Genomic DNA, 20,882 nt, shown 5'->3' with positions numbered 1-20,882 from the left:
GGCGACGGCGCGCGATGGCTGACAGCAGGCTGGTCCAGGAGAGGTACCGGCTGCTCGACCTGATCGGGCGGGGCGGGATGGGCGAGGTGTGGCGGGCCCGCGACGAGTCGCTCGGCCGGCAGGTCGCCGTGAAGTGCCTCAAACCGCTCGGCCCGCACCACGACCAGGCGTTCACCCGCATCCTGCGGGAGCGGTTCCGGCGCGAGGCGAGAGTCGCCGCCGCCCTCTCGCACCGCGGGGTCACCGTCGTCCACGACTTCGGCGAGTACGACGGCATCCTCTACCTGGTGATGGAGCTGCTGGACGGCCGCAACCTCAGCCAGCTCCTGGAGGACGACCGGCACCACCCGCTGCCCGTCGGCGACGTCGTCGACATCGCCGAGCAGGTCGCCGCCGCCCTCGCCTACACCCACCAGCAGGGCATCGTGCACCGGGACCTGAAACCGGCGAACATCATGCGGCTCACCGACGGCACCGTGAAGATCTGCGACTTCGGCATCGCCCGCCTCGGCCACGACATCGGCTTCACCTCCCGGCTGACCGGCACCGGCATCGCCATGGGCACCCCGCACTACATGTCCCCGGAGCAGATCGGCGGTACCGAGGTCGACCAGCGCAGCGACCTGTACTCACTGGGCTGCGTCCTCTACGAGATCGCCACCGGGGCACCGCCGTTCGACCTCGACGACGCCTGGGCGATCCTCGTCGGCCACCGCGACACCCCGCCCGCCCCGCCGCGCTCCCACCGCCCCGAACTGCCCGGCTGGTTCGAGCGGGTCGTCCTCGACCTGCTGGCCAAACGACCGGAGCAACGACCCTACGACGCCCGGGAACTGGGCCGCCGGATCACCTCCGGGCGGACGACACCCACGTACGTCCCCACCGTCGTCACCGCGCAGCCACGGCTCCGGCCCCCGGAACCGGCCGCCCGCGAGCCCCGGCTGCCGTCCTGGACCCGGGGTATGACCACCGGCCACAAGGCGACCGGCGCCGCCCTGCGCACCACCCCGCCCGACCCCGGCGCCGGGCTCACCGGCGAGTGGATCGCCCGCCCGGCCACCGGCGCCGCGGCACCGATCCCGGCGGACCCCGCACCCTCCCCGGCGGCCCTCGCCGCCCTCGCCGGCCGGCACAACGCGGGGCTCAGCCTGGGACGGCTCGGCCGCTGGGCCGAGGCCGGCGAGGTGCACCGGGCCGTCGCCGCCGAACGCACCCGCCTCCTCGGCCCCGACCACCCCGACACCCTCGCCAGCCGCTACGAGATCGCCTTCACCCTCAGCCGCACCGGCCACGCCGCCGACGCGCTGCGGGCGTACACCGAGGTCACCGCCGCCCGGGAGCACGCCCTGGGCGCCGACCACCCGGACACCCTGGCCGCCCGCCAGGAAACCGCCTACGTACTGGGCCAGTTGGGCCGCCACTTCGACGCCCACCAGATGTACACGGCCGTCCTCGCCGCCCGGCAGCGGCTGGCCGGCCCCGACCATCCCGACACCCTGCGCTGCCGCCACAACCTCGCCTTCAACCTCAGCAGGCTGGGCCGCCTGGAGGACTCGTACCGCATGGCCCACGACGTGGCCGCGGCCCGCACCCGGGTGCTCGGCCCGCTGCACCCCGACACCCTGGTCACCTGCTACGAAGTCGCCTACGCTCTCGGCCAGTTGGGCCGCTGGGAGGAGGCCCTGCAGACCTACCGCGAGGTGGCCGAGGCCCGCGCCCGCGCCCTCGGCGCCGACCACCCCGACACCCTCGCCGCCCGCTACGAGGTCGGCATCAGCCTGGGCCGCCTGGGCCGCAGCGCCGACGCGCTCACCCTCTACCGCGCCCTGATCGACGACCGCACCCGCGTCCAGGGCCCCGCCCACCCCGAGACCCTGCGCGCCCGCCACGGCCTCGGCGTCAACCTCGGCCGCCTCGGCCGCTGGGAGGAGGCCCTGGCGGAGTCCCGCGACGTGTGCGCGATCCGCGACCGGATCCTGGGCCCGGACCACCTCGACACCCTGGTCAGCCGCCGCGAGGTCGCCGTGAGCCTCGGCTGGCTGGGCCGCTGGCCGGACGCGCTGACGGAGTACCGGCGGGTGGCGAGCGCCCGGGAACGAGTCCTCGGCCCGGACCACCCCGACACCCTCGCCAGCCGCAACGACGAGGCCCACTGCCTGGAACAACTGGGCCGAGGCCCCGAGGCGGTGGAGTTGTACCGGAGAGTGGCGGTGCTGCGGCAGCAACGCCGTCCGTGAAGCGCCCCGAAAGGGGCGCGGGGAACTGCGCGACCAGCCACCCACGACCCGCAGGTCGAAACCGGCCCATCCCGCGGAGCGAACCGGCACGCCTCTTACCCGCCTAGATCATCATGTGTTACGAAGAACCATGCCCCCTGCCACGGAAGCAACCCGCACCTACGACGCCGTCATCGTCGGCGGCGGCCACAACGGCCTCGTCGCGGCGGCCTACCTGGCCCGGGCCGGCCGCACCGTCCTGGTGCTGGAGCGGCTCGGCCGCACCGGCGGCGCCGCGGTCTCCACCCGCCCCTTCGCCGGCGTCGACGCGCGGCTCTCCCGCTACTCGTACCTGGTCAGCCTGTTGCCGAGGAAGATCGTCCGCGACCTCGGCCTGGACTTCCGGGTCCGCGGCCGCACCATCTCCTCGTACACGCCCGTGGAACGCGACGGCCGGCCCACCGGACTGCTGGTCGGCGGCGGCGAACGCCGGATCCGCGAGGCGTTCGAACGGCTCACCGGGGGCAAGACGGAGTACCAGGCCTGGCAGCGGTTCTACGCCATGACCGGCCGGGTCGCCGAACGCGTCTTCCCGACGCTCACCGAACCGCTGCCCGCGCGCGAGGAACTCCGCCGCCGGATCGACGACGAGGCGGCCTGGCGGGCCCTGTTCGAGGAGCCGGTCGGGGTCGCGATCGAGGAGAACTTCACCGACGACCTGGTGCGCGGCGTCGTCCTCACGGACGCGCTGATCGGCACCTTCGCCGACGCCCACGACGCCTCGCTGCGCCAGAACCGCTGCTTCCTCTACCACGTCATCGGCGGCGGCACCGGCGCCTGGGACGTACCGGTCGGCGGCATGGGCGCCCTCACCGACGCACTGGCCAACGCCGCGCGCTCGGCGGGCGCGGTGCTCGCCACCGGGCACGAGGCGGTACGGATCGAGACGGACGGGCAGACCGCGGAGGTCGCCTACCGCACCGCCGACGGGGAGGGCGTGGCGGTCGCCCGGCACGTCCTGGTGGGCGCCTCCCCGCAGGAACTCGCCGCCCTCACCGGCGACCCGGCCCCGGAGCCCGCCGAGGGCGCCCAGCTCAAGGTGAACATGCTGCTCAAGCGGCTGCCCAGACTGCGCGACACCGCCGTCGACCCGCGCGAGGCGTTCTCCGGCACCTTCCACGTCGCCGAGGGCTACGGGCAGCTCGCCACCGCGCACGCCCAGGCGGCGGCCGGCCTGCTGCCCGCCGCGCCGCCCTCCGAGATCTACTGCCACTCCCTGACCGACCCCACCATCCTCGGCCGTGACCTGGCCGATCGCGGCTACCAGACGCTCACCCTCTTCGGCCTGCACACCCCGGCCCGGCTCTTCGCCGCCGACAACGACGCGGTACGCGACGAACTCCTCAAGTCGACCCTGGCCCAGCTCGACGCCCACCTCGCCGAGCCGATCGCCGACTGCCTGGCCCTCGACGCCGACGGCCGCCCCTGCATCGAGGCGAAGACCCCCCTCGACCTCGAACGCGACCTGCGCCTGCCCGGCGGCAACATCTTCCACCGCGACCTCTCCTGGCCCTACGCCGAGGACGGCACCGGCCGCTGGGGCGTGGAGACCCGGCACGCCAACGTCCTGCTGTGCGGGGCGGGCGCGGTCCGCGGGGGAGGGGTGAGCGGGGTGCCGGGGCACAACGCGGCGATGGCGGTTCTGGAACAGCGGAACGGCTGACCCCCGGCCCCCGACCGGGACACCGCCGACCGGGACACCGGCAAAGAATCTGACGGGTCATCAGAAAACCTCTTCCGTCGTCCGCGTGACTGCGGCATCCTGCGCCCATGCAGACGGAGCTGAGCAAGACCCTGGGAGTCGAGCACGCCGTCTTCGGCTTCACGCCGTTTCCCGCCGTGGCCGCGGCCATCAGCCGGGCCGGCGGCTTCGGAGTGCTCGGCGCGGTCCGCTACACCGCCCCCGACGACCTCAAACGCGACCTCGACTGGATCGAGGCGCACGTCGAAGGCAAGCCCTACGGGCTCGATGTCGTGATGCCCGCCAAGAAGGTGGAGGGCGTCACCGAGGCCGACGTCGAGGCGATGATCCCGGAGGGGCACCGGCAGTTCGTCCGGGACACCCTCGCCAAGTACGGCGTGCCCGAACTGGCCGACGGCGAGGCGTCCGGCTGGCGCATCACCGGCTGGATGGAACAGGTCGCCCGCACCCAGCTCGACGTCGCCTTCGACTACCCGATCCGGCTGCTCGCCAACGCCCTCGGCTCCCCGCCCGCCGACGTCGTCGACCGCGCCCACGACCAGGACGTCCTCGTCGCCGCGCTCGCCGGCAGCGCCCGGCACGCGGTCAAGCACAGGGACGCGGGCATCGACATCGTGGTGGCCCAGGGCTACGAGGCCGGCGGCCACACCGGCGAGATCGCCACCATGGTGCTCACCCCCGAGGTCGTCGACGCCGTCGCGCCCCTGCCCGTGCTCGCGGCCGGCGGAATCGGCAGCGGCCGGCAGGTGGCCGCCGCGCTCAGCCTCGGCGCTCAGGGAGTGTGGCTGGGCTCCATGTGGCTGACCGTCACCGAGGCGGACCTCTCCTCGCCCGCCGTGACCCGCAAACTGCTCGCCGCCGGCTCCGGCGACACCGTCCGCTCCCGCGCCCTGACCGGCAAACCGGCCCGCCAGCTGCGCACCGAGTGGACCGACGCCTGGGACGACGCGAACGGCCCCGGCACCCTCCCCATGCCCCTCCAGGGCCTGCTCGTCGCCGAGGCGCTGACCCGCATCCAGAAGTACGAGGTCGAGCCCCTGCTCGGCACCCCCGTCGGCCAGATCGTCGGCCGCATGACCGCCGAACGCAGCGTCCAGGCCGTCTTCGACGACCTCACCCGGGGCTTCGAACAGGCCGTCGACCGCATCAACCGCATCGCCGGAAGGAGCGGCAAGTGACCAGTACGCCCCCCACCGGGTTCTGGGCCCAGGCCACGAGCGATCCCGACCGCAAGGTGCTCGTCGCACCCGACGGCGAGGAATGGACCGCCGGCCGCCTGCACGCGGCCGTCAACCGGCTCGTCCACGGACTCCGGGCCGCGGGCCTGGAACGCGGCGACGCCTTCGCGGTCGTCCTGCCCAACGGGCCCGAGTTCTTCACCGCCTACCTCGCCGCCACCCAGGCCGGCCTCTACCTCGTCCCGATCAACCACCACTTCGTCGGCCCGGAGATCGGCTGGATCGTCGCCGACTCCGGCGCCAAGGTGCTCCTCGCCCACGAGCGGTTCGCCGGCCCGGCCCGGCACGCCGCCGACGAGGCCGGCCTCCCCGCCACCCACCGGTACGCGGTCGGCGAGATCGAGGGCTTCCGGCCGTACGCCGAACTCCTCGACGGACAGCCGGAGTCGGCGCCCGCGGACCGCGAACTCGGCTGGGTCATGAACTACACCTCCGGTACGACGGGCCGCCCCCGCGGCATCCGCCGCCCGCTGCCCGGCAAACTCCCCGAGGAGGCCTACCTCGGCGGCTTCCTCGGCATCTTCGGCATCCGCCCCTTCGACGACAACGTCCACCTGGTCTGCTCGCCGCTCTACCACACGGCCGTACTCCAGTTCGCGGGCGCGTCCCTCCACATAGGCCACCGCCTGGTCCTCATGGACAAGTGGATCCCCGAAGAGATGCTCCGCCTGATCGACACACACAGGTGCACCCACACCCATATGGTCCCGACCCAGTTCCACCGCCTGCTCGCCCTTCCCGAGCATGTGCGCGCACAACATGACGTCTCCGCCATGCGGCACGCCATCCACGGCGCCGCCCCCTGCCCGGACCACGTCAAGCGGGCCATGCTCGACTGGTGGGGCCCCAGCGTGGAGGAGTACTACGCGGCCAGCGAGGGCGGCGGCGCCTTCGCCACCGCCGAGGACTGGCTGAAGAAGCCCGGTACGGTCGGCAAGGCGTGGCCCATCAGCGAACTCGCGGTCTTCGACGACGACGGCAACCGGCTGCCGCCCGGCGAACTCGGCACCGTCTACATGAAGATGAACACCGGTGGCTTCGCCTACCACAAGGACCGGGCCAAGACGGAGAAGAACCGCATCGGCGACTTCTTCACCGTCGGCGACCTCGGTTACCTCGACGAGGACGGCTACCTGTTCCTCCGCGACCGCAAGATCGACATGATCATCTCGGGCGGGGTCAACATCTACCCCGCCGAGATCGAGTCCGTGCTCCTCTCCCACCCCGCCGTCGCCGACGCCGCCGCCTTCGGCATCCCGCACGACGACTGGGGCGAGGAGGTCAAGGCCGTCGTCGAACCCGCCCCCGGCCACGAGCCCGGCCCGGAACTCGCCGCCGACCTGCTCGCCCACTGCGCCGGACAGCTCGCCGGCTACAAGTGCCCCAAGACCCTCGACTTCATCGCCGAGATGCCCCGCGACCCCAACGGCAAGCTGTACAAGCGGCGGCTGCGCGACCCCTACTGGGAGGGGCGCACCAGGCCGGTGTGACCGACCGGGACCCGGCGGCCCGGCCCATCAGGGGCGTGGACGCTGCCTGACCTCCAGGAACCCGGCGAGGCCGGCCGCATCGGTGCCGAGCTTGCGGTAGACCCGGGACAGCAGCTGCCGCACGCCCTGTTCGGTGCGGTGCAGCTCCTTGGCGACCACGCCCGCCGAGTGTCCCTGGACGGTCAGTTCGGCGGTCCGCAGTTCCGGCACGGTGAGCGTGTCCACCTGCGCGTAGCGCAACGGCAACGGCCGCAGCCCGGCCGCCGACAGCTCCTCCCTGGCCCGGGCGGCGAGCGCCTCGGCCCCGCAGTGCACGGCTCCCTCCAGCCCCTGGTAGAGCCGGTCGGCGGCCTCCTGGAGCCGGCCGTCCAGGGACAGCGCGGCACCGTGGCCGATCTGGGCGCGGGCGAGTTCGTAGGCGGCCGGCGACTGCTCCAGCTGTTCGACGGCCTGCGCGTACAGGTCGACCGCCGCCGGCCCGCGGGTCACCTCGGCGAGCGTGTACAGGGCCTGCCCGACGGCCGAGGCGGCACCGAACTCCCGGGCCCGGCGCACGGCTTCCTCGGCATGCCCCACCGCCTCCTCGGGCGCGGTGGGCGCGAGCGCGGTCGCGAGCCGCAGCTGCCACGGACACCAGGCCGGATTCCGCCAGCCCCGCGCGTCCAGCCACTCCCCGACCGAGACCAACAGCCCCGCCGCCTCGGCGTGCCGGCCCTCGGCGAGGAGGAGTTCGGCGTAGACGGTGCGGGGGTCGGGGTAGATGACGGCGTTGGGAGCCGTCGCACCGAAGTGGTGCTCGTCGGCGAGCGCCCGCGCCTCGGCGACGCGCCCGCGGGCCAGCAGCGTCTGGATCAGGATGCCGACGGCGAACCACTGCGCCGGCACGGCCCCCTCCACCTTGTCGGCGATCAGCAGCCCTCCCCGTACCAGTTCCTCGGCCTCTGCGAGGCACCCGCGGCGGTAGCGGATGTAACCGGCGAGGGTCTGGCCGAGCGCCAGGTGGGAGCCGCGCCAGCCTTTGGCCACGCACTCCGCGATCCCCTTGCTGAACAACTCCTCGGCTCGTCGGGGCTGGTCGGCGTACATGAAGACCAGGGCGACCGAAGCGGGGACCTCGAAACCCCGGTTCTCGTCGGTCCAGCTCATGCCGCCGTCCAGGGCCCTCTCGGCATGGCCGAGGATGCTCTGCCGTGGCTCGCCGCGCAGGACGGAGTCCCAGGCCCGCAGCCCAAGGATGTACCGCTCCTCCAGACTGCGGCCGGGCAACTGTTCGGCCAGCCGCGCCAGGGTCCGGGAGCGTGCGGGCGAGTCGTGGTCGTCGGCCTGGAACATGCCCCAGACGAACTGATCGGCCTGCATGCGCAGTTTGACGCGCGGATTGGTGGCCTGCCGCGCTTCCTCGGTGGCCACGCCCACGGCCTCGGCCAGCTGGTCGGTGTGGGCCAGAGCCTGCGTGAGCCGGAAGACGATCGAGGCGCGCAGATCGGGGTCGACGTCGGACTGCGCCAGCGCCTGGCGCAGGTGCCGGACGGTGGCCGTGGGCTCGATCAGGAACGTGGAGCACGCGAGTTCGTGGAGGACCGCGGCACGGTCCTCGGGCCGGGGCGGCTCCCGCAGGGCCCGGGTCAGCAGGCGCCGGGCGGCCTCGGTGGCACCGGCACGCAGGTACACGCGAGCCGCCTCGCGGAGACACGCAACCGCTTCCGGACTGCCTTCGCAGGGGACCTCCAGCAGATGCCGGGCGGCGGCGGTGGGGCTGTGTCCCGCGGCGAGGACGGCCTCTGCGGCGGCGTTGTGCATGCCGACCCGGATGGCCTGCGGGCGGATGGACCGGTAGATCGTCGTGGCGATCAGCGGGTGCACGAAATGCAGGGAGCCGTCGAGTTCGCGTCCGTAGGACAGGATCCGGGCCGCTCGCAGCTTGTGGATCGCCTCGTTCGCCTCCTCGTCGCCGAGCACCGCGATGGTCGCGGCGAGCTGTGGAGAGAAGGGCGAACCCAGCACGGCCGCGGCGTGCGCGAACCGGACCGTCGCCGTGCCGAGCCGCTTCAACCGCTCGATCAGCCCCGGGCCCTTGATCTCCGCGGCGAGCTCACGCATCGCGAGCAGGTCGTCCTCGGTACCGCCCACCCTCTGCTCGGCGAGCTTGATGGCGAACTCCACCGTCTCGAAGGGGCTCCCGCCGGTGGCGGACCAGCATTCCCTGCAGAACTCGTCGTGGGCCACCTCACCGACTTCGGCCCTGACGATAGTGGCCACCCCTTCGGCGGTGAGCAGTTCGAGCTCGTGAGGGCGGTCCCCGTGGTGTCCCACGAGGGTGCGCAGTTCGCCTCCCTCGGGCGGCAGTTCGTCGGGCCGGTAGGCGACCACGAGCAGCAGAGGGAGGTCGTCGACCCGGGGTACGAAGGAGGTGAGCCACTTCAGGGACTCGGGGTCCGCCCAGTGCAGGTCGTCCAGGAGCAGGACCACGGGTGCCTTCTTCACCGTGAGCCGCGTCATGACCCAGTCCAGACCCTCACGGACCCCGGTGGGATCCGGAGCAGGAGCGGACCCCCTTGCTTCCAGACCGAGCACGGCGGCGACGGTGTCGTACCAACTGCCCAGAAAGGCGCGGAGTTCCGCCTCCTCCATCCGCGCGAGCGGGGGCTGCATCAGCTGGCGTACGACGCGGAAGGCCGAACCCTGTTCCGCTTCGCCGCCCCTGCCCGACAGCACGGTGAATCCGCCCGCCGCGGCTCTCGCGCGTGCTTCCGCCATGAGGGCTGTCTTGCCCAGTCCGGCCCGCCCCGTGAAGGCCAGCAATCCCTTGCGCCGTGCTCGCGGTACTCCGCTCGTGGTCCGCCGCAATTCCCGGAACGCCGCGTCGAGGGCCTGAAGTTCCCGTCGGCGCTCGATCAAGGTCTGCTGATCCAAGACCGATTGCCGCGGCTCCATTGCCATATGCCGTACCGCTTTCTTTCGTTCGGCCCGGGGACAGCCGAGCGTACGCCCTGTCGCGGTGCGGGCAGACCGGACTGAGTACTATCGGGTGAATCATGAACTGTAGAAGGGATAATGTCCGCCTTCCGGGTAGGAGGCCCTGATCGCCACCTTCCTGAGGGGCGGTCGCCGGACGGCGGCGGGTACACCTACGACAAGACGGCCACCGACGCCACATCCGCGTACCGGGGTACGGTCCGGGACCAGTGGTAGCACCCGCGGATCCAGCCGGTCATGCCTTCCACGTAACCGACCCCCGCGGCGCTGAGCTCCGGTTCGACCCTGGCGTAGAGCTCCTGGAACTCCTCGATCGTGCTGTTGATCTGCCGGATGGCGAGGACGACGGCGGCCTGCAGGGAACACCGGCTCTCGCGCTGGTGGGCCAGGGCCAGGTTGATCATTCCGCCGGCCCGCTGTTCCTTCACCGCGGAGAACAGGTCCGGTATCCACACCGCCGCGTCGGCCGAGAGCCGGGCCAGTCGCCGTACGACGGGATGGTGGAGTTCGGCGGCGGACAGTTCGTCCGGCTGAGCGGCCTCGCACAGCGGGTAGAACGGTTCGACTCCTGCGATCAGGGACCGTATGGAGGTGCAGTCTCCGGCCCGCAGAAGGTAGGGCTGGGCCTGGGCCACCGCTTCGTACAACAGGCCGTGCACGTATTCGCGGCTCTTCCAGGCCCACCGTGCGGCCTGCGCGGGAGTACACCGTTCCCGGACCTGCCGGTGGAGATCGGCCAGGGCCGCGCCGAGGGGAGTGCTGGGTGGCCGGTCGTCGCGCAGGATCGCGATGCTTTCGAACAGCATCGGCAGCAGCAGGCCCGGAGATCGCTGCCCGACGTCCTCCGCCCGGTCGTCGAAGACGAACTGATAGGCGATCTGATTGGCCACGATCTGGAGCAGACCGGAATCCACGTCGGCGCTGATGTAGGACGCGAGTTCGGCGGGGCGCGTGCGGGCGATCATCTTCGCCACGCCCGGCTCGTCCGTCAGCCCCCGCGCGCGCAGCCACACGCCGACGCCGACCGCGGCTTCGGCTTCATGGGGGTTGCGCCGGAAGGGGAAGGGCATGTGGAGGTGGGCGTCGATCAGGTCTCCGAGGTTGGCGGCGCGTGTTCCGTCCGCTACGCCGACCGCGACTTCCTCATGTGTTGCCGACACTGTGGTCACCTGCCGATCGGGAGTCCGGTGCCTGTCGGGTGCAGACCGAGCGGCGCGGGAGCGGTGCGTGGGACGACGGCGCCTGCGGGCCGGGTGAACGTGTCTCGCGGATCATGACCAGGGAGCGCGGCCCCAGTGTGATCGCGGGGCGCGGTGCCCGTGCCGTGTACCCGGGCAGATGGCGCAGCCGCACCCGGCCGGCGATGGTCGCGAGCGCCACGGTGATCTCCACCATGGCGAACTCGTCGCCGAGGCATTTGCGGTTGCCCGCGGAGAACGGCATCATCGCGCGCCGCTGACCGGCGGTGGGCCGCCCCGGCAACCAGCGGTCGGGGTCGAAGCGTTCGGGGTCGGGGAACGAGGACGGATCGTGGTGGAGGAGGTAGGGGCTGTAGAGCACGGTGGCCCCGGCGGGCAGCCGGCGTCCTGCGAGTTCCGTCTCCCGGGTGGCGACGCGGGTGAAGAGCCAGCCGGGGGACGAGTGGCGCAGCGTCTCGGAGACGACGCACCGGGTCCGGACGAGGTGCGGCAGGTCGTCGGGGCGTGGCCGGCGGCCACCGGGCAGCACGGTGTCCAGCTCGGCGTGCAGACGCCGTTCGGCCTCGGGATGGCGGGCCAGCAGGCTGAACGCCGCGGCCAGGGACAGGGCCGAGGTCTCGGCGCCCGTGAGCAGCAGGGTGATCAGGTGGTCGTGGATCTCCTGGTCGGTACGGGCGGGTTGCGTGCCGTGGCCGTGGGGGACCGCCAGCAGCGTTCCCAGGACGTCGTCCCGCGGGATGCCCCGGCGGCGTTCGGCGATCACCGCGTCGATGACGGCGTGCAGGCGGGCGAGCGCCCGCCGGTAGCGGCGGTTGGCCGGGGTCGGGAGCAGGAACAGCGCGCCGACCGGTACGACCGTGCGGACGAAGAGACCGCGGACGACGTCGGCGAGACAGTCCCGCACCTGGGCGGCGGCCGTGTCGTCCAGCGAGTCGGAGAGCAGGACCCGGCTGATCACGCGGGTCGTGAGGGCCATCATCGCCTCGGTGACGGGAACCGCCCGGCCCGCCTGCCACCCCTCGCACACCGACTCGGCCTCCTCGGCGACGAGTTCCGTGTACGCGGCGGCGTGGGACGGACGGAACGCCGGCTGCAACAGCCTGCGTTTGTCCCGGTGCGCCGACTGACGGCAGGTGACCAGTCCGTCGCCCATCAGCTTGCCCAGCCTGTCGTACAGCGGGCCCCCTTTGCCGAAGGTGCGCGGATCCATGAGCACCTCGTGGGCCAGCTCAGGGTGGCACACCATCCAGGCGCGCCGGGGGCCCAGCCGTATCTCGACCAGATCCCCGTGCGCGGGCAAAGAATTGAGAAACGCCAGCGGGCGACGGTATAAGGCGATAGCGTGACCGAGGAGTGGGAATATGCCGGGAGCAGTACCTGCTGTCCATGTCCGTTTTTGTTCGGGCACAGCACCGTTCATGGAAACCTCCTGCCCAGTGCAACGCGTGAAATGAGCGAACCTGCTTCGAGGCTGACAGCCCGAGACAAGTCCTGCCCACTTCAATCATGTGCGGGTTTCCGGAAACCTTTCTCCAAAGGGGCGCACAGGGGCACGTTGAAGCAAAGAGCCCAATCGGTGAACGCCTCTTGATGCATGACGCATCGATGGTGATTCTTTCTGTCACTCCAGTGTGGTTCCTTCCCGTCCGGACCCGGGGGTTTTCGGCGTCGCCCTTCGCGTTCGCTTGACCTGCCCGGGCGACGGGCCGAGGATCATGAGCCATGACGCAGGGACAGGGCAGCACGGTCGACGGGGTGCTGCGGCGCAGCGCCCGCCGCACCCCCGCGCGGGTGGCGGTGCGGTACGGCGAACGACACTGGACGTACGAGGAACTCGACGACGCCGTCTCGCGCGCGGCGAGCGTCCTGCTCGGCCAGGGCCTCGGCCGCGGTGACCGGGTCGGCACCTACGGACACAACTCCGACGCCTACCTGATCGCCTTCCTCGCCTGCGCCCGCGCCGGCCTGGTCCACGTCCCGGTCAACCAGAACCTGACCGGCGACGACCTCGCGTACATCGTCGGCCAGTCGGGCAGCTCCCTGGTCCTCGCCGACCCAGCCCTCACCGGCCGGCTCCCCGACGGCGTACCGGCGCTGCCGCTGCGGGACGCCGACGGCTCGCTGCTGGCCCGGCTCGCCGACGCGGTGCCGTACGACGGGCCCGAACCGCGCACCGAGGACCTGGTGCAGCTGCTCTACACCTCGGGGACCACGGCGCTGCCCAAGGGCGCGATGATGACCCACCGGGCCCTGGTGCACGAGTACCTGAGCGCGATCGCCGCCCTCGACCTGAGCGCCGGGGACCGGCCCGCACACGCGCTGCCGCTCTATCACTCCGCCCAGATGCACGTGTTCCTGCTGCCCTACCTGGCGGTGGGCGCCACCAACGTCATCCTCGACGGGCCGGACGGCGACACCCTCTTCGACCTCGTCGAGGCCGGAGACGTCGACAGCCTTTTCGCTCCGCCCACCGTGTGGATCGGGCTCGCCAACCGGCCCGACTTCGCCACCCGCGACCTCGGCGGACTGCGCAAGGCCTACTACGGGGCCTCGATCATGCCGGTGCCCGTCCTGGAGCGACTGCGCGATCGGCTGCCGAAACTCGCCCTGTTCAACTGCTTCGGGCAGAGCGAGATCGGACCGCTGGCCACCGTGCTCGCCCCCGAGGAGCACAAGGGGCGGCTCGACTCCTGCGGCCGCACCGTCCTGTTCGTCGAGGCACGCGTGGTGGACGAGGACGGCGCCGACGTGCCCGACGGCACCCCCGGCGAGATCGTCTACCGCTCACCGCAGCTGTGCGAGGGCTACTGGGACAAGCCCGAGGAGACCGAACAGGCCTTCCGGGAGGGCTGGTTCCGCTCCGGTGACCTCGCGGTGCGCGACGCCGACGGCTACTACACGATCGTCGACCGGGTGAAGGACGTCATCAACTCCGGTGGCGTGCTGGTCGCTTCGCGGCAGGTCGAGGACGCCCTGTACACCCACGAGGCGGTCGCCGAGGCCGCCGTGATCGGCCTGCCCGACGAGCGGTGGATCGAGGCGGTCACCGCGGTCGTCGTCGCCCGCGGCGAAGTCGACGAGGCCGGGCTGATCGCCCACGTGAAGGAGAAGCTGCCCGCCTTCAAGGCGCCCAAGCGGATCCTGTTCGTGGACGCGCTGCCCCGCAACGCCAGCGGAAAGATCCTGAAGCGGGAACTGCGGGAGCGGTTCGGCCCCGCCTCGTGAGGACCGGGGCGACGGCTACTGCCGGTCCCGGGACGTGAGCGTCGACACAAGGCCCCGTACGGACCCAAGAAGTCTGGTTCCATACCTTGTGCGGCTTCCGACACCACGTCCGCCGTTCACCGCCGGCGAGCACACAACCGACATGCGCTGCTGCCTCCCCGTCCCCCTCGGCGCACTCGCGGGCATCCCCGGTCCCTGCGAGATGCTGCGCTCCGGCTTCCTCCTCGCACCCGCCCTGCTCCGCTCCGCCGCCGCCCCCCGTCCCCGTCACCCCCGCTCCCTCGCCGCCGTCCACCTGGAACTGGTCACCCTCACCGAGGACCGCGCCGTCATCACCTGGCACACCGCCCTGCCCGGCACCGACGACGGCACCGGCCGGATGCTGCCCGCCGTCACCGAGGGCGAGGTCGTCTACGGCACCCATCCGGCCCGCCTCAACCGCACCGCGGGCGAGGACCGGCCCACCGCGCACCACCACGTCGAACTCACCGGCCTGGAGCCGGGACAGACCTACTACTACCAGGCCCGTTCCCGGGGCGTGCCCGCCACACCCACCGCGCTGCACCTGGTGCGCGGCAACGCGGCCGGCACCTCGCGCCACGGCCTCGGCACTTCCGGCGGCCCCTATTCCTTCACCACCCCGCAGCCCCCGCCCGGCCGCCACCTGTTCTCCGTCGCCCTCTGCAACGACCTGCACATCGGCGAGACCGTCGCCGGCCTCGTGGCCGGCGTCCCCTTCCTGCGCGGAGTGGCGCAGCGGACGGGACAGACCCCCTACCCCGAACTCATGAGCCGCGCCGTGGTGGACGAGGCCCGCAGCCGCGGCGCCCGGCTGCTGCTGGCCGCCGGTGACATCTCCGCCGGCGGCGGACCGCGCGACCTGGCGGAGGCCAGGCGCATCCTCGACGGCTTCGGCACCCACCGGCGGGACTACCTCGTCGTCCGGGGCAACCACGACCGGGCCGCGGGCGACGGCGACTCCTTCCACCGCGAGTTCGGCACACCGGACGGGCCCGGCTGGTTCGAGCACGACGTGGCCGGACTGCGGATCGTCGGCCTCGACACCTACGACAAGCGCGGCAACGGCGGTGACGCGGGCGGACTCGGCGCCGAGCAGCTCTCCTGGTTCCGGCGCCGGTTGCGCGCCCACCGGGAACAGCCCACCGTCGTCTTCGGCCACCACCCGCTGACCGTCCGGGAGGCACTCTTCCCGGTGAGCCCGGCGCAGCGCGTCGGCCGCCGCCAGGCCCGCGCGATCCTCCGGGCCTACGCCTCCGCCCCGGGTGTGTTCCTCCACCATGTGGGCCACACACACCGCAACAAGCGCACCCATGTGCCCCTCGCCCCGCAGGTGACCCACCTGGAGGTCGGTGCCGCCAAGGAGTACCCCGGCGGTTTCTTCCTGCTGCGGATCCACAGCGGCGGCTACGCGCTCAACTTCTTCCGGGCACGCGCCGCCGACGCCCTGGAGTGGAACGAGCGCAGCCGCCGGCAGGCCGGGGGACTCTGGCCGTACCACGCACTCGGCCGGACCGTCGCCGACCGCAACAGTGTGGCCGCCCGCGACCTGTCCGGCATCGGCCGCCTCGTGCCGCCGTCCGCCCAGTCCCGTTCGCCCCAAGGGATGACCGCGGTCCCGAACCCCCGCCTGGATGTGGCCTAGAAGAACGACACGTCCGTAGCGTGGGGACATGTCGACCCTGTGGGAACTCATGCACGACTGCATCCCTGACGACCACGCCCGTCAGGTCACCTCCCGCTACTACCTCGACGAAGCCATGAGCTCGCCGCGGGCACCGGACCGGGTGGTCGACCTCGGGTGCGGTCGGGGCACGTCGGCGGAGCTCTTCCGCAAGCACGACTCCGGCGTCCGCTGGGTGGGAGTCGACATCCGCGATTCGCCGGAGGCCGCCCAGCGCACGCCCGGGGGCGACAGCGTCGTGTACTTCGACGGCGTCAACCTGCCGTTCCGCTCCGGCGCGGTCCCGCTCGTCTACTCCCACCAGGTCTTCGAACACGTGGCCCGGCCCAGGGAACTGCTCGCCGAGGTGGGCAGGGTGCTGCGCCCGGGCGGCCTGTTCATCGGCAGCACCTCGCAGTTCGAGCCCTACCACTCCTTCAGCCTGTGGAACTACACGCCCTACGGATTCCGGGTGCTGGTCGAGGAGGCCGGGCTCGCCCTGGAGGAGATCCGGCCCTCGCTCGACGGCGTGACACTGATCATGCGCGCCTACCACAGCGCGCGGAAGAAAGAGTACGGCCGCTTCTGGCAGACGGAGTCGCCGCTCAACACGGAGATCGACGCCTGGGCCCGCAGGAGCAAGCGGGAGACGGCCCTGGTGAACCTCCGCAAGCTCACGTTCTGCGGCCAGTTCGCGTTCCGGGTGAGCAAGCCGGCCCCGGCTGCCTGACACCGGGGGCCGGCCGCCGAAATCCGTTGCGGCACCGCGCCGCCGTCCCGGAGGATCAGCGCCATGCCCACCTTCGCCGCAGCCGACGGGACCCGCCTCGCCTACCACGTCAGAGGGGAGGGCGAACCGCTCGTCGTACTGCCGGGCGGCCCCATGCGGGCCTCCGTCTACCTGGGTGACCTCGGCGGGCTCACCGCCCACCGCAGGCTGATCCTCCTCGACCTGCGCGGAACCGGCGACTCCGCGGTGCCCGCCGACCCGGCGTCGTACCGCTGCGACCGACTGGTCGACGACGTGGAGATGTTGCGGGCCCACATGGGTCTCGACCACATGGACGTACTGGCGCACTCGGCGGGCGCCGCCCTGGCGACCCTGTACGCGGCGGCCCATCCGCACCGGGTGCGGCGGCTCGCGCTGATCACCGGCAACTCCTCGGCCCTCGGCCTGAGCGCCACCCCCGAGGACCGGCTGGCGGCGGCCCGGCTGCGGGCGGGAGAGCCCTGGTTCGAGGAGGCGTTCCCCGCGCTGGAGGCGTGGCTGACCGGCTCCGGGGAGTTCGACGTGGTGTTCATGCCCTTCTTCCACGGCCGCTGGGACGCCGCCGCCCGGGCCCATGTCGCCGCCACCGAGCAGCAGAGCAACTTCGAGGCGGGCGACCGCTGCTTCGCCGAGGGCGCCTTCACCCCGGACGTCACCCGGGCCGCCCTGCGCGCCCTCGCCGCCCCCGTCCTGGTGTACGCCGGGGAACTCGACGGCGGTCCCAGCCCCGCCCTGGCCGGGCGCGTCGCCGATGCCTTCCCGCACGCGGAGGTCGTCGTGCAGCCCGGCGCCGGCCACTATCCCTGGCTCGACGACCCCGAGTGGTTCGTCCGCCGTACCGTCGGCTTCCTGGACGCCTGAGCCGCGCCCGGGTCCTGCGGCCCGAACGCCGTCAGGAAGCGGTCGCGGAACTTGTCCATCGCCCAGATCGGCGCGTCCGCGGCGGGCTTCAGGCCCGGTGTCCAGCCCCAGCCGGCGACCCGGTCCAGGACCGCCGGGTCGTGGGCGACGATCGTGACCGGCACGTCCCGGCGCGGGCTGCCGACGACGACCTCCGGGCGGGGCTGGTGGTCGCCGAGGAAGACCAGGACCGTGTCCCGGCGGGCGTGGCGCCGCATGAACCCGAACAGGCTGCGCAGCGAGTACTCGATCGAGACCCGGTACTCGGTCCGCACGCTCTCCGGGTCCTTCCAGACCTCCGCCGGGTCCTTGCCCGTCTTCCGCATCGGCCCGAAGACCGAGCCGTCGCCGAGGTCCTTCCAGTCGATCATGCGGGGCAGGGGTGCCCAGGGCTGGTGGCTGGAGGCGAGGATGATCTCCGCCATCACCGGACGCCGGTCCGGTTTCCCGTACTCCAGGCGGTCGAAGGCCTCCAGCGTGAACTGGTCGGGGACGGGCGTCCAGCTGAAGTACGGGCCGCGGTAGCCGAGGTGCGTGGCGTCGTAGGCGCGGTCGAGGCCGAAGAACCGGGCCTCCGGCCAGGCCTTCCGGACGCCCGGCACGACACCGACCGTGCGCCAGGCGCCGGTTCTGCGGAAGTACTCGTTGAGGGTCGTCCGGTCGCCCGAGACGAGATCGCGGTAACGCTGCTGGTTGTCGATCCACAGCCCGGACAGCAGCGTGGCATGGCACATCCAGCTGCCCGCCCCGAGCACCGGGGACCGCAGCCAGCCGCTGCGCGCCTCGAAACCGGCCGCCCCGAGCGTGGCGGTGCCCTCCTGGAGGACCGCGCCGACCTGCCGCGCCATCGCCGGGTCCTCGATCGCCGTACGGCCGTAGCTCTCGATGAACGTGATCAGCACGTCCTTGCCGCGCAGGCCCGTCAGCAGCCGGTCCGGCGGAGTGTTCCCGAAGGCGTCGACGGCGGCCTCCGCCGCGAAGACCCGCGCGTCCGCGAGACCGGCGCGGACCGCCCGCACCCGATCGTCCACCAGTTGCGCGTCGAGGGTCGAGGCGACAGGCACGCCGCCGGCCCGGAGACCGAAGACGGCACAGGTGACCCAGGCGACGGCCAGGACCAGGGCCGTACGGACGGCCTGCGGGCGCCGGCGTGCCATCCGCTCGGCGACCCGCAGCAGGGCGAGGGCGGTGACGGCCGGAACGGCCGCGGCGAGGAGCACGGCCGCGGTGATCGCGAGCAGCTCACTGGTCCGGCCGAACGACTCCCGCACGTAGTCCGCCGCGTCGTCCAGCAGGACCCAGTCGAGCACCAGGTCGAACGGCCGCTCAAGCACCGAGTAGAAGCCCATGTCCAGGCACTTCACCAGCGTCAGCACCCCCACCGACGCGCCCGCCGCCACCGCCGTGACGCGCCGCGCCCGGCCGGGCAGGGTCAGCAGCACGGCCGCGAGCACGATCCCCTCGACCGGGAGACGCAGGAACGCGGCCGGCGTGAGCAGGTCCAGCCGGTTCGGCAGCAGCAGCGCGGCCGGCAGCAGGAGGGCGGAGAGCGCGGTCGTTCCCACCGCGATGCCTCGGGCGGTGCGTGGACGCCTCCGCCGCCGGCCCTCGTCCGTGCCGGGATCCGCCGGCGCGGACGCGGTCTCCGGCGGCCGGTCGGGCGTGGGGTGCGACACCGGAGGTCCTTCCGTGCGGCGGCTGTGACACCGTGTGCATGATCGACTGCTGATCGTGCGCACAGCGTACGGCCCGTGCGCCACCCCGCGGGGGTGGCGCACCCGCACGGTCTACCGGTCGGCGGCCACCGCCACCTGCCGCGCCCACCGGTAGTCCGCCTTGCCGCTCGGCGACCGCTGGATGGCCTCGGCGATCACCAGCTGGCGGGGGACCTTGTACCCGGCCAGCCGGCTGCGGCAGTGGGTCTGGATGTCCGCGAGGGAGGGCCGCTCGGCGCCCGCGCGCAACTGCACCACGGCCGCCACATGGTTGCCCCAGGTGGCGTCGGGCACCCCGGCGACGAGCGCGTCGTACACGTCCGGGTGGGACTTGAGCGCCTGTTCGACCTCCTCCGGGTACACCTTCTCGCCCCCGGTGTTGATGCACTGCGAGCCCCGGCCGAGCACGGTGACGACACCGTCCTCGTCGACCGTCGCCATGTCACCGAGGAGCACCCACCTGCGGCCGTCCTTCTCGAAGAACGTCTCGGCGGTTTTCGCCGGGTCGTTGTAGTAGCCGAGCGGTACGTGCCCGCTCTGCGCGACCCGGCCGACCTCGCCCACCGCCACCGGCTCGTGGGTCGCCGGATCGACCACCTGGGTACGGGAGTTGACGCGGACGCGGAAGCCGCTGCCGGCCCCGGAGTCGTCGGTGGCGGTGCCGTTGAAACCGGACTCGGAGGACCCGAAGTTGTTCAGCAGCATGGCGTTCGGGACGAGTTCGCTGAACAGCCTGCGCACGGTCTCGGAGAGGATCGCACCGGAGGAGGAGACGCTGAACAGGGCGGAGCAGTCGGTGCCCTTCATCGGCCCGTTGAGTGCGTCGATCAGCGGGCGCAGCATCGCGTCGCCGACCAGCGACATGCTGGTGACCTTCTCCCGCGCGACGGTCCGCAGCACCTCCTCGGGCACGAACTTGCGGTGGATCACCACCCGCTGCCCGAAGTTGAAGCCGATGAGGGAGGTGAGGGTCGACGTGCCGTGCATCAGCGGGGGAGTGGGGAAGAAGGTGATCCCGGTCCCGCCGGCCGCCACCCGCTCGGCCAGCTCCTCGGGCCGCTTCACCGGCTCTCCTGTCGGCGCCCCGCCGCCCAACCCGGCGAAGAACAGATCCTCCTGACGCCACATCACGCCCTTGGGCATGCCCGTGGTGCCGCCGGTGTAGATGATGAACTGGTCGTCGCCCGAGCGCGCCGGGAACCCCCGCCCGGGCGATCCGGCGGCCTCGGCCTCCGCGAAGGACAGGGCCTTGGGTTCCGACGCCGGCGCGCCCACGCGCACCAGGTGCCGCAACTTCGGCGTCCTGGGCAGCGCCGCCGCCACCCGGTCGTCGAACTCCGCGTCGAAGACCAGCGCGACCAGGTCGGCGTCCCGGTAGAGGTACACCAACTCCTCTTCGACGTAACGGTAGTTGACGTTGACCGGCACGACCCGCGCCTTCATGCACCCGAACACCGTCTGGAGGTACTCGATCCCGTTGTAGAGGTGCAGGCCGAGATGCTCGCCGGGGCGGATCCCGCTGTCGATCAGGTGATGGCCGATGCGGTTGGCGGCGGCGTCCAGCTCGGCGTAGGTCAGCCGGCGTTCGGCACCCGTGCCGGGGTGGTCGACGTACACGAGCGCCTCGCGGTCCGAGGCCACGTCGACGACCGACTCGAACAGATCGGCAAGGTTGTACTCCACCGCTCCTCCTGACCCCGGCAACCGTGAC

The 20,882-nt window shown here is 72.3% G+C and carries 13 protein-coding genes; 8 read left to right on the top strand and 5 right to left on the bottom strand.

Translation table 11 applies throughout. The annotated features are described in order from the left end of the window. Positions 1–14: 14 nt before the first annotated feature. The 4 genes from ACGF5O_RS41425 to ACGF5O_RS41410 all read left to right on the top strand — a co-directional run bounded on the left by ACGF5O_RS41425 (position 15) and on the right by ACGF5O_RS41410 (position 6,706). Positions 15–2,237: a tetratricopeptide repeat protein gene (locus ACGF5O_RS41425; protein WP_393815102.1), complete on the top strand. Its 2,223-nt coding sequence runs from the start codon at positions 15–17 to the stop codon at positions 2,235–2,237. Between the two features lie 130 nt (positions 2,238–2,367). Then, complete coding sequence (locus tag ACGF5O_RS41420) at positions 2,368–3,939, top strand: phytoene desaturase family protein (protein ID WP_393815101.1); 1,572 nt, start codon at positions 2,368–2,370, stop codon at positions 3,937–3,939. A gap of 107 nt (positions 3,940–4,046) precedes the next feature. Continuing rightward, on the top strand, positions 4,047–5,156 hold the full coding sequence (locus tag ACGF5O_RS41415) for a nitronate monooxygenase (protein WP_393815100.1): 1,110 nt from the start codon (positions 4,047–4,049) through the stop codon (positions 5,154–5,156). Further along, complete coding sequence (locus ACGF5O_RS41410; protein ID WP_393815099.1) at positions 5,153–6,706, top strand: acyl-CoA synthetase; 1,554 nt, start codon at positions 5,153–5,155, stop codon at positions 6,704–6,706. Before ACGF5O_RS41415 ends, ACGF5O_RS41410 begins: the two co-directional genes overlap by 4 nt. Positions 6,707–6,733: 27 nt before the next feature. Here the strand turns inward: ACGF5O_RS41410 and ACGF5O_RS41405 are convergent, their stop codons facing one another. From ACGF5O_RS41405 to ACGF5O_RS41395, 3 genes are all read right to left on the bottom strand, one after another. After that, positions 6,734–9,646, bottom strand: coding sequence for an ATP-binding protein (locus ACGF5O_RS41405; RefSeq protein WP_393815098.1), 2,913 nt, complete (start codon positions 9,644–9,646; stop codon positions 6,734–6,736). 188 nt (positions 9,647–9,834) lie between these two features. After that, positions 9,835–10,842 carry a (-)-alpha-amorphene synthase gene (locus ACGF5O_RS41400; protein ID WP_393815097.1) on the bottom strand — a complete coding sequence of 336 codons (1,008 nt, stop codon included), beginning with the start codon at positions 10,840–10,842 and terminating at the stop codon, positions 9,835–9,837. Next, on the bottom strand, positions 10,826–12,301 hold the full coding sequence (locus ACGF5O_RS41395) for a cytochrome P450 (protein ID WP_393815096.1): 1,476 nt from the start codon (positions 12,299–12,301) through the stop codon (positions 10,826–10,828). The genes ACGF5O_RS41400 and ACGF5O_RS41395 overlap by 17 nt, the downstream gene beginning before the upstream one ends. 302 nt (positions 12,302–12,603) lie before the next feature. On the opposite strand from ACGF5O_RS41395, the gene ACGF5O_RS41390 reads away from it, so the two are divergent. The 4 genes from ACGF5O_RS41390 (at position 12,604) to ACGF5O_RS41375 (ending at position 17,417) form a co-directional block, all read left to right on the top strand. Beyond that, positions 12,604–14,106 carry an acyl-CoA synthetase gene (locus ACGF5O_RS41390; protein WP_393815095.1) on the top strand — a complete coding sequence of 501 codons (1,503 nt, stop codon included), beginning with the start codon at positions 12,604–12,606 and terminating at the stop codon, positions 14,104–14,106. A 142-nt stretch (positions 14,107–14,248) separates the two neighbouring features. After that, the gene (locus ACGF5O_RS41385) at positions 14,249–15,769 is read left to right on the top strand and encodes a fibronectin type III domain-containing protein (RefSeq protein WP_393815094.1); all 1,521 of its coding nucleotides are present in this window, start codon (positions 14,249–14,251) and stop codon (positions 15,767–15,769) included. Positions 15,770–15,797: 28 nt separating this feature from the next. Then, positions 15,798–16,517, top strand: a complete 720-nt coding sequence (locus ACGF5O_RS41380) for a class I SAM-dependent methyltransferase (protein ID WP_393815093.1) — start codon at positions 15,798–15,800, stop codon at positions 16,515–16,517. 63 nt (positions 16,518–16,580) lie between these two features. After that, positions 16,581–17,417 (top strand): alpha/beta fold hydrolase, encoded by an 837-nt coding sequence (locus ACGF5O_RS41375; RefSeq protein WP_393815092.1) that lies wholly within the window; start codon positions 16,581–16,583, stop codon positions 17,415–17,417. On the opposite strand, the gene ACGF5O_RS41370 is transcribed toward ACGF5O_RS41375, so the two are convergent. Together ACGF5O_RS41370 and ACGF5O_RS41365 are read right to left on the bottom strand one after the other, a co-directional pair. Then, entirely contained in the window at positions 17,354–19,132 is a 1,779-nt protein-coding gene (locus tag ACGF5O_RS41370) for a sulfatase (protein ID WP_393815091.1), read from the bottom strand. The genes ACGF5O_RS41375 and ACGF5O_RS41370 overlap by 64 nt on opposite strands. Before the next feature lie 111 nt (positions 19,133–19,243). Further along, positions 19,244–20,854: an acyl-CoA synthetase gene (locus ACGF5O_RS41365; RefSeq protein ID WP_393815090.1), complete on the bottom strand. Its 1,611-nt coding sequence runs from the start codon at positions 20,852–20,854 to the stop codon at positions 19,244–19,246. Positions 20,855–20,882 lie beyond the last annotated feature (28 nt).

It is taken from the genome of Streptomyces sp. NPDC048291 (genome assembly GCF_043201715.1).
GTDB lineage: Bacteria > Actinomycetota > Actinomycetes > Streptomycetales > Streptomycetaceae > Streptomyces.
The sequence above is the reverse complement of the archived record's forward strand: the minus strand, read 5'-3'. Positions and strand labels throughout refer to the sequence as shown.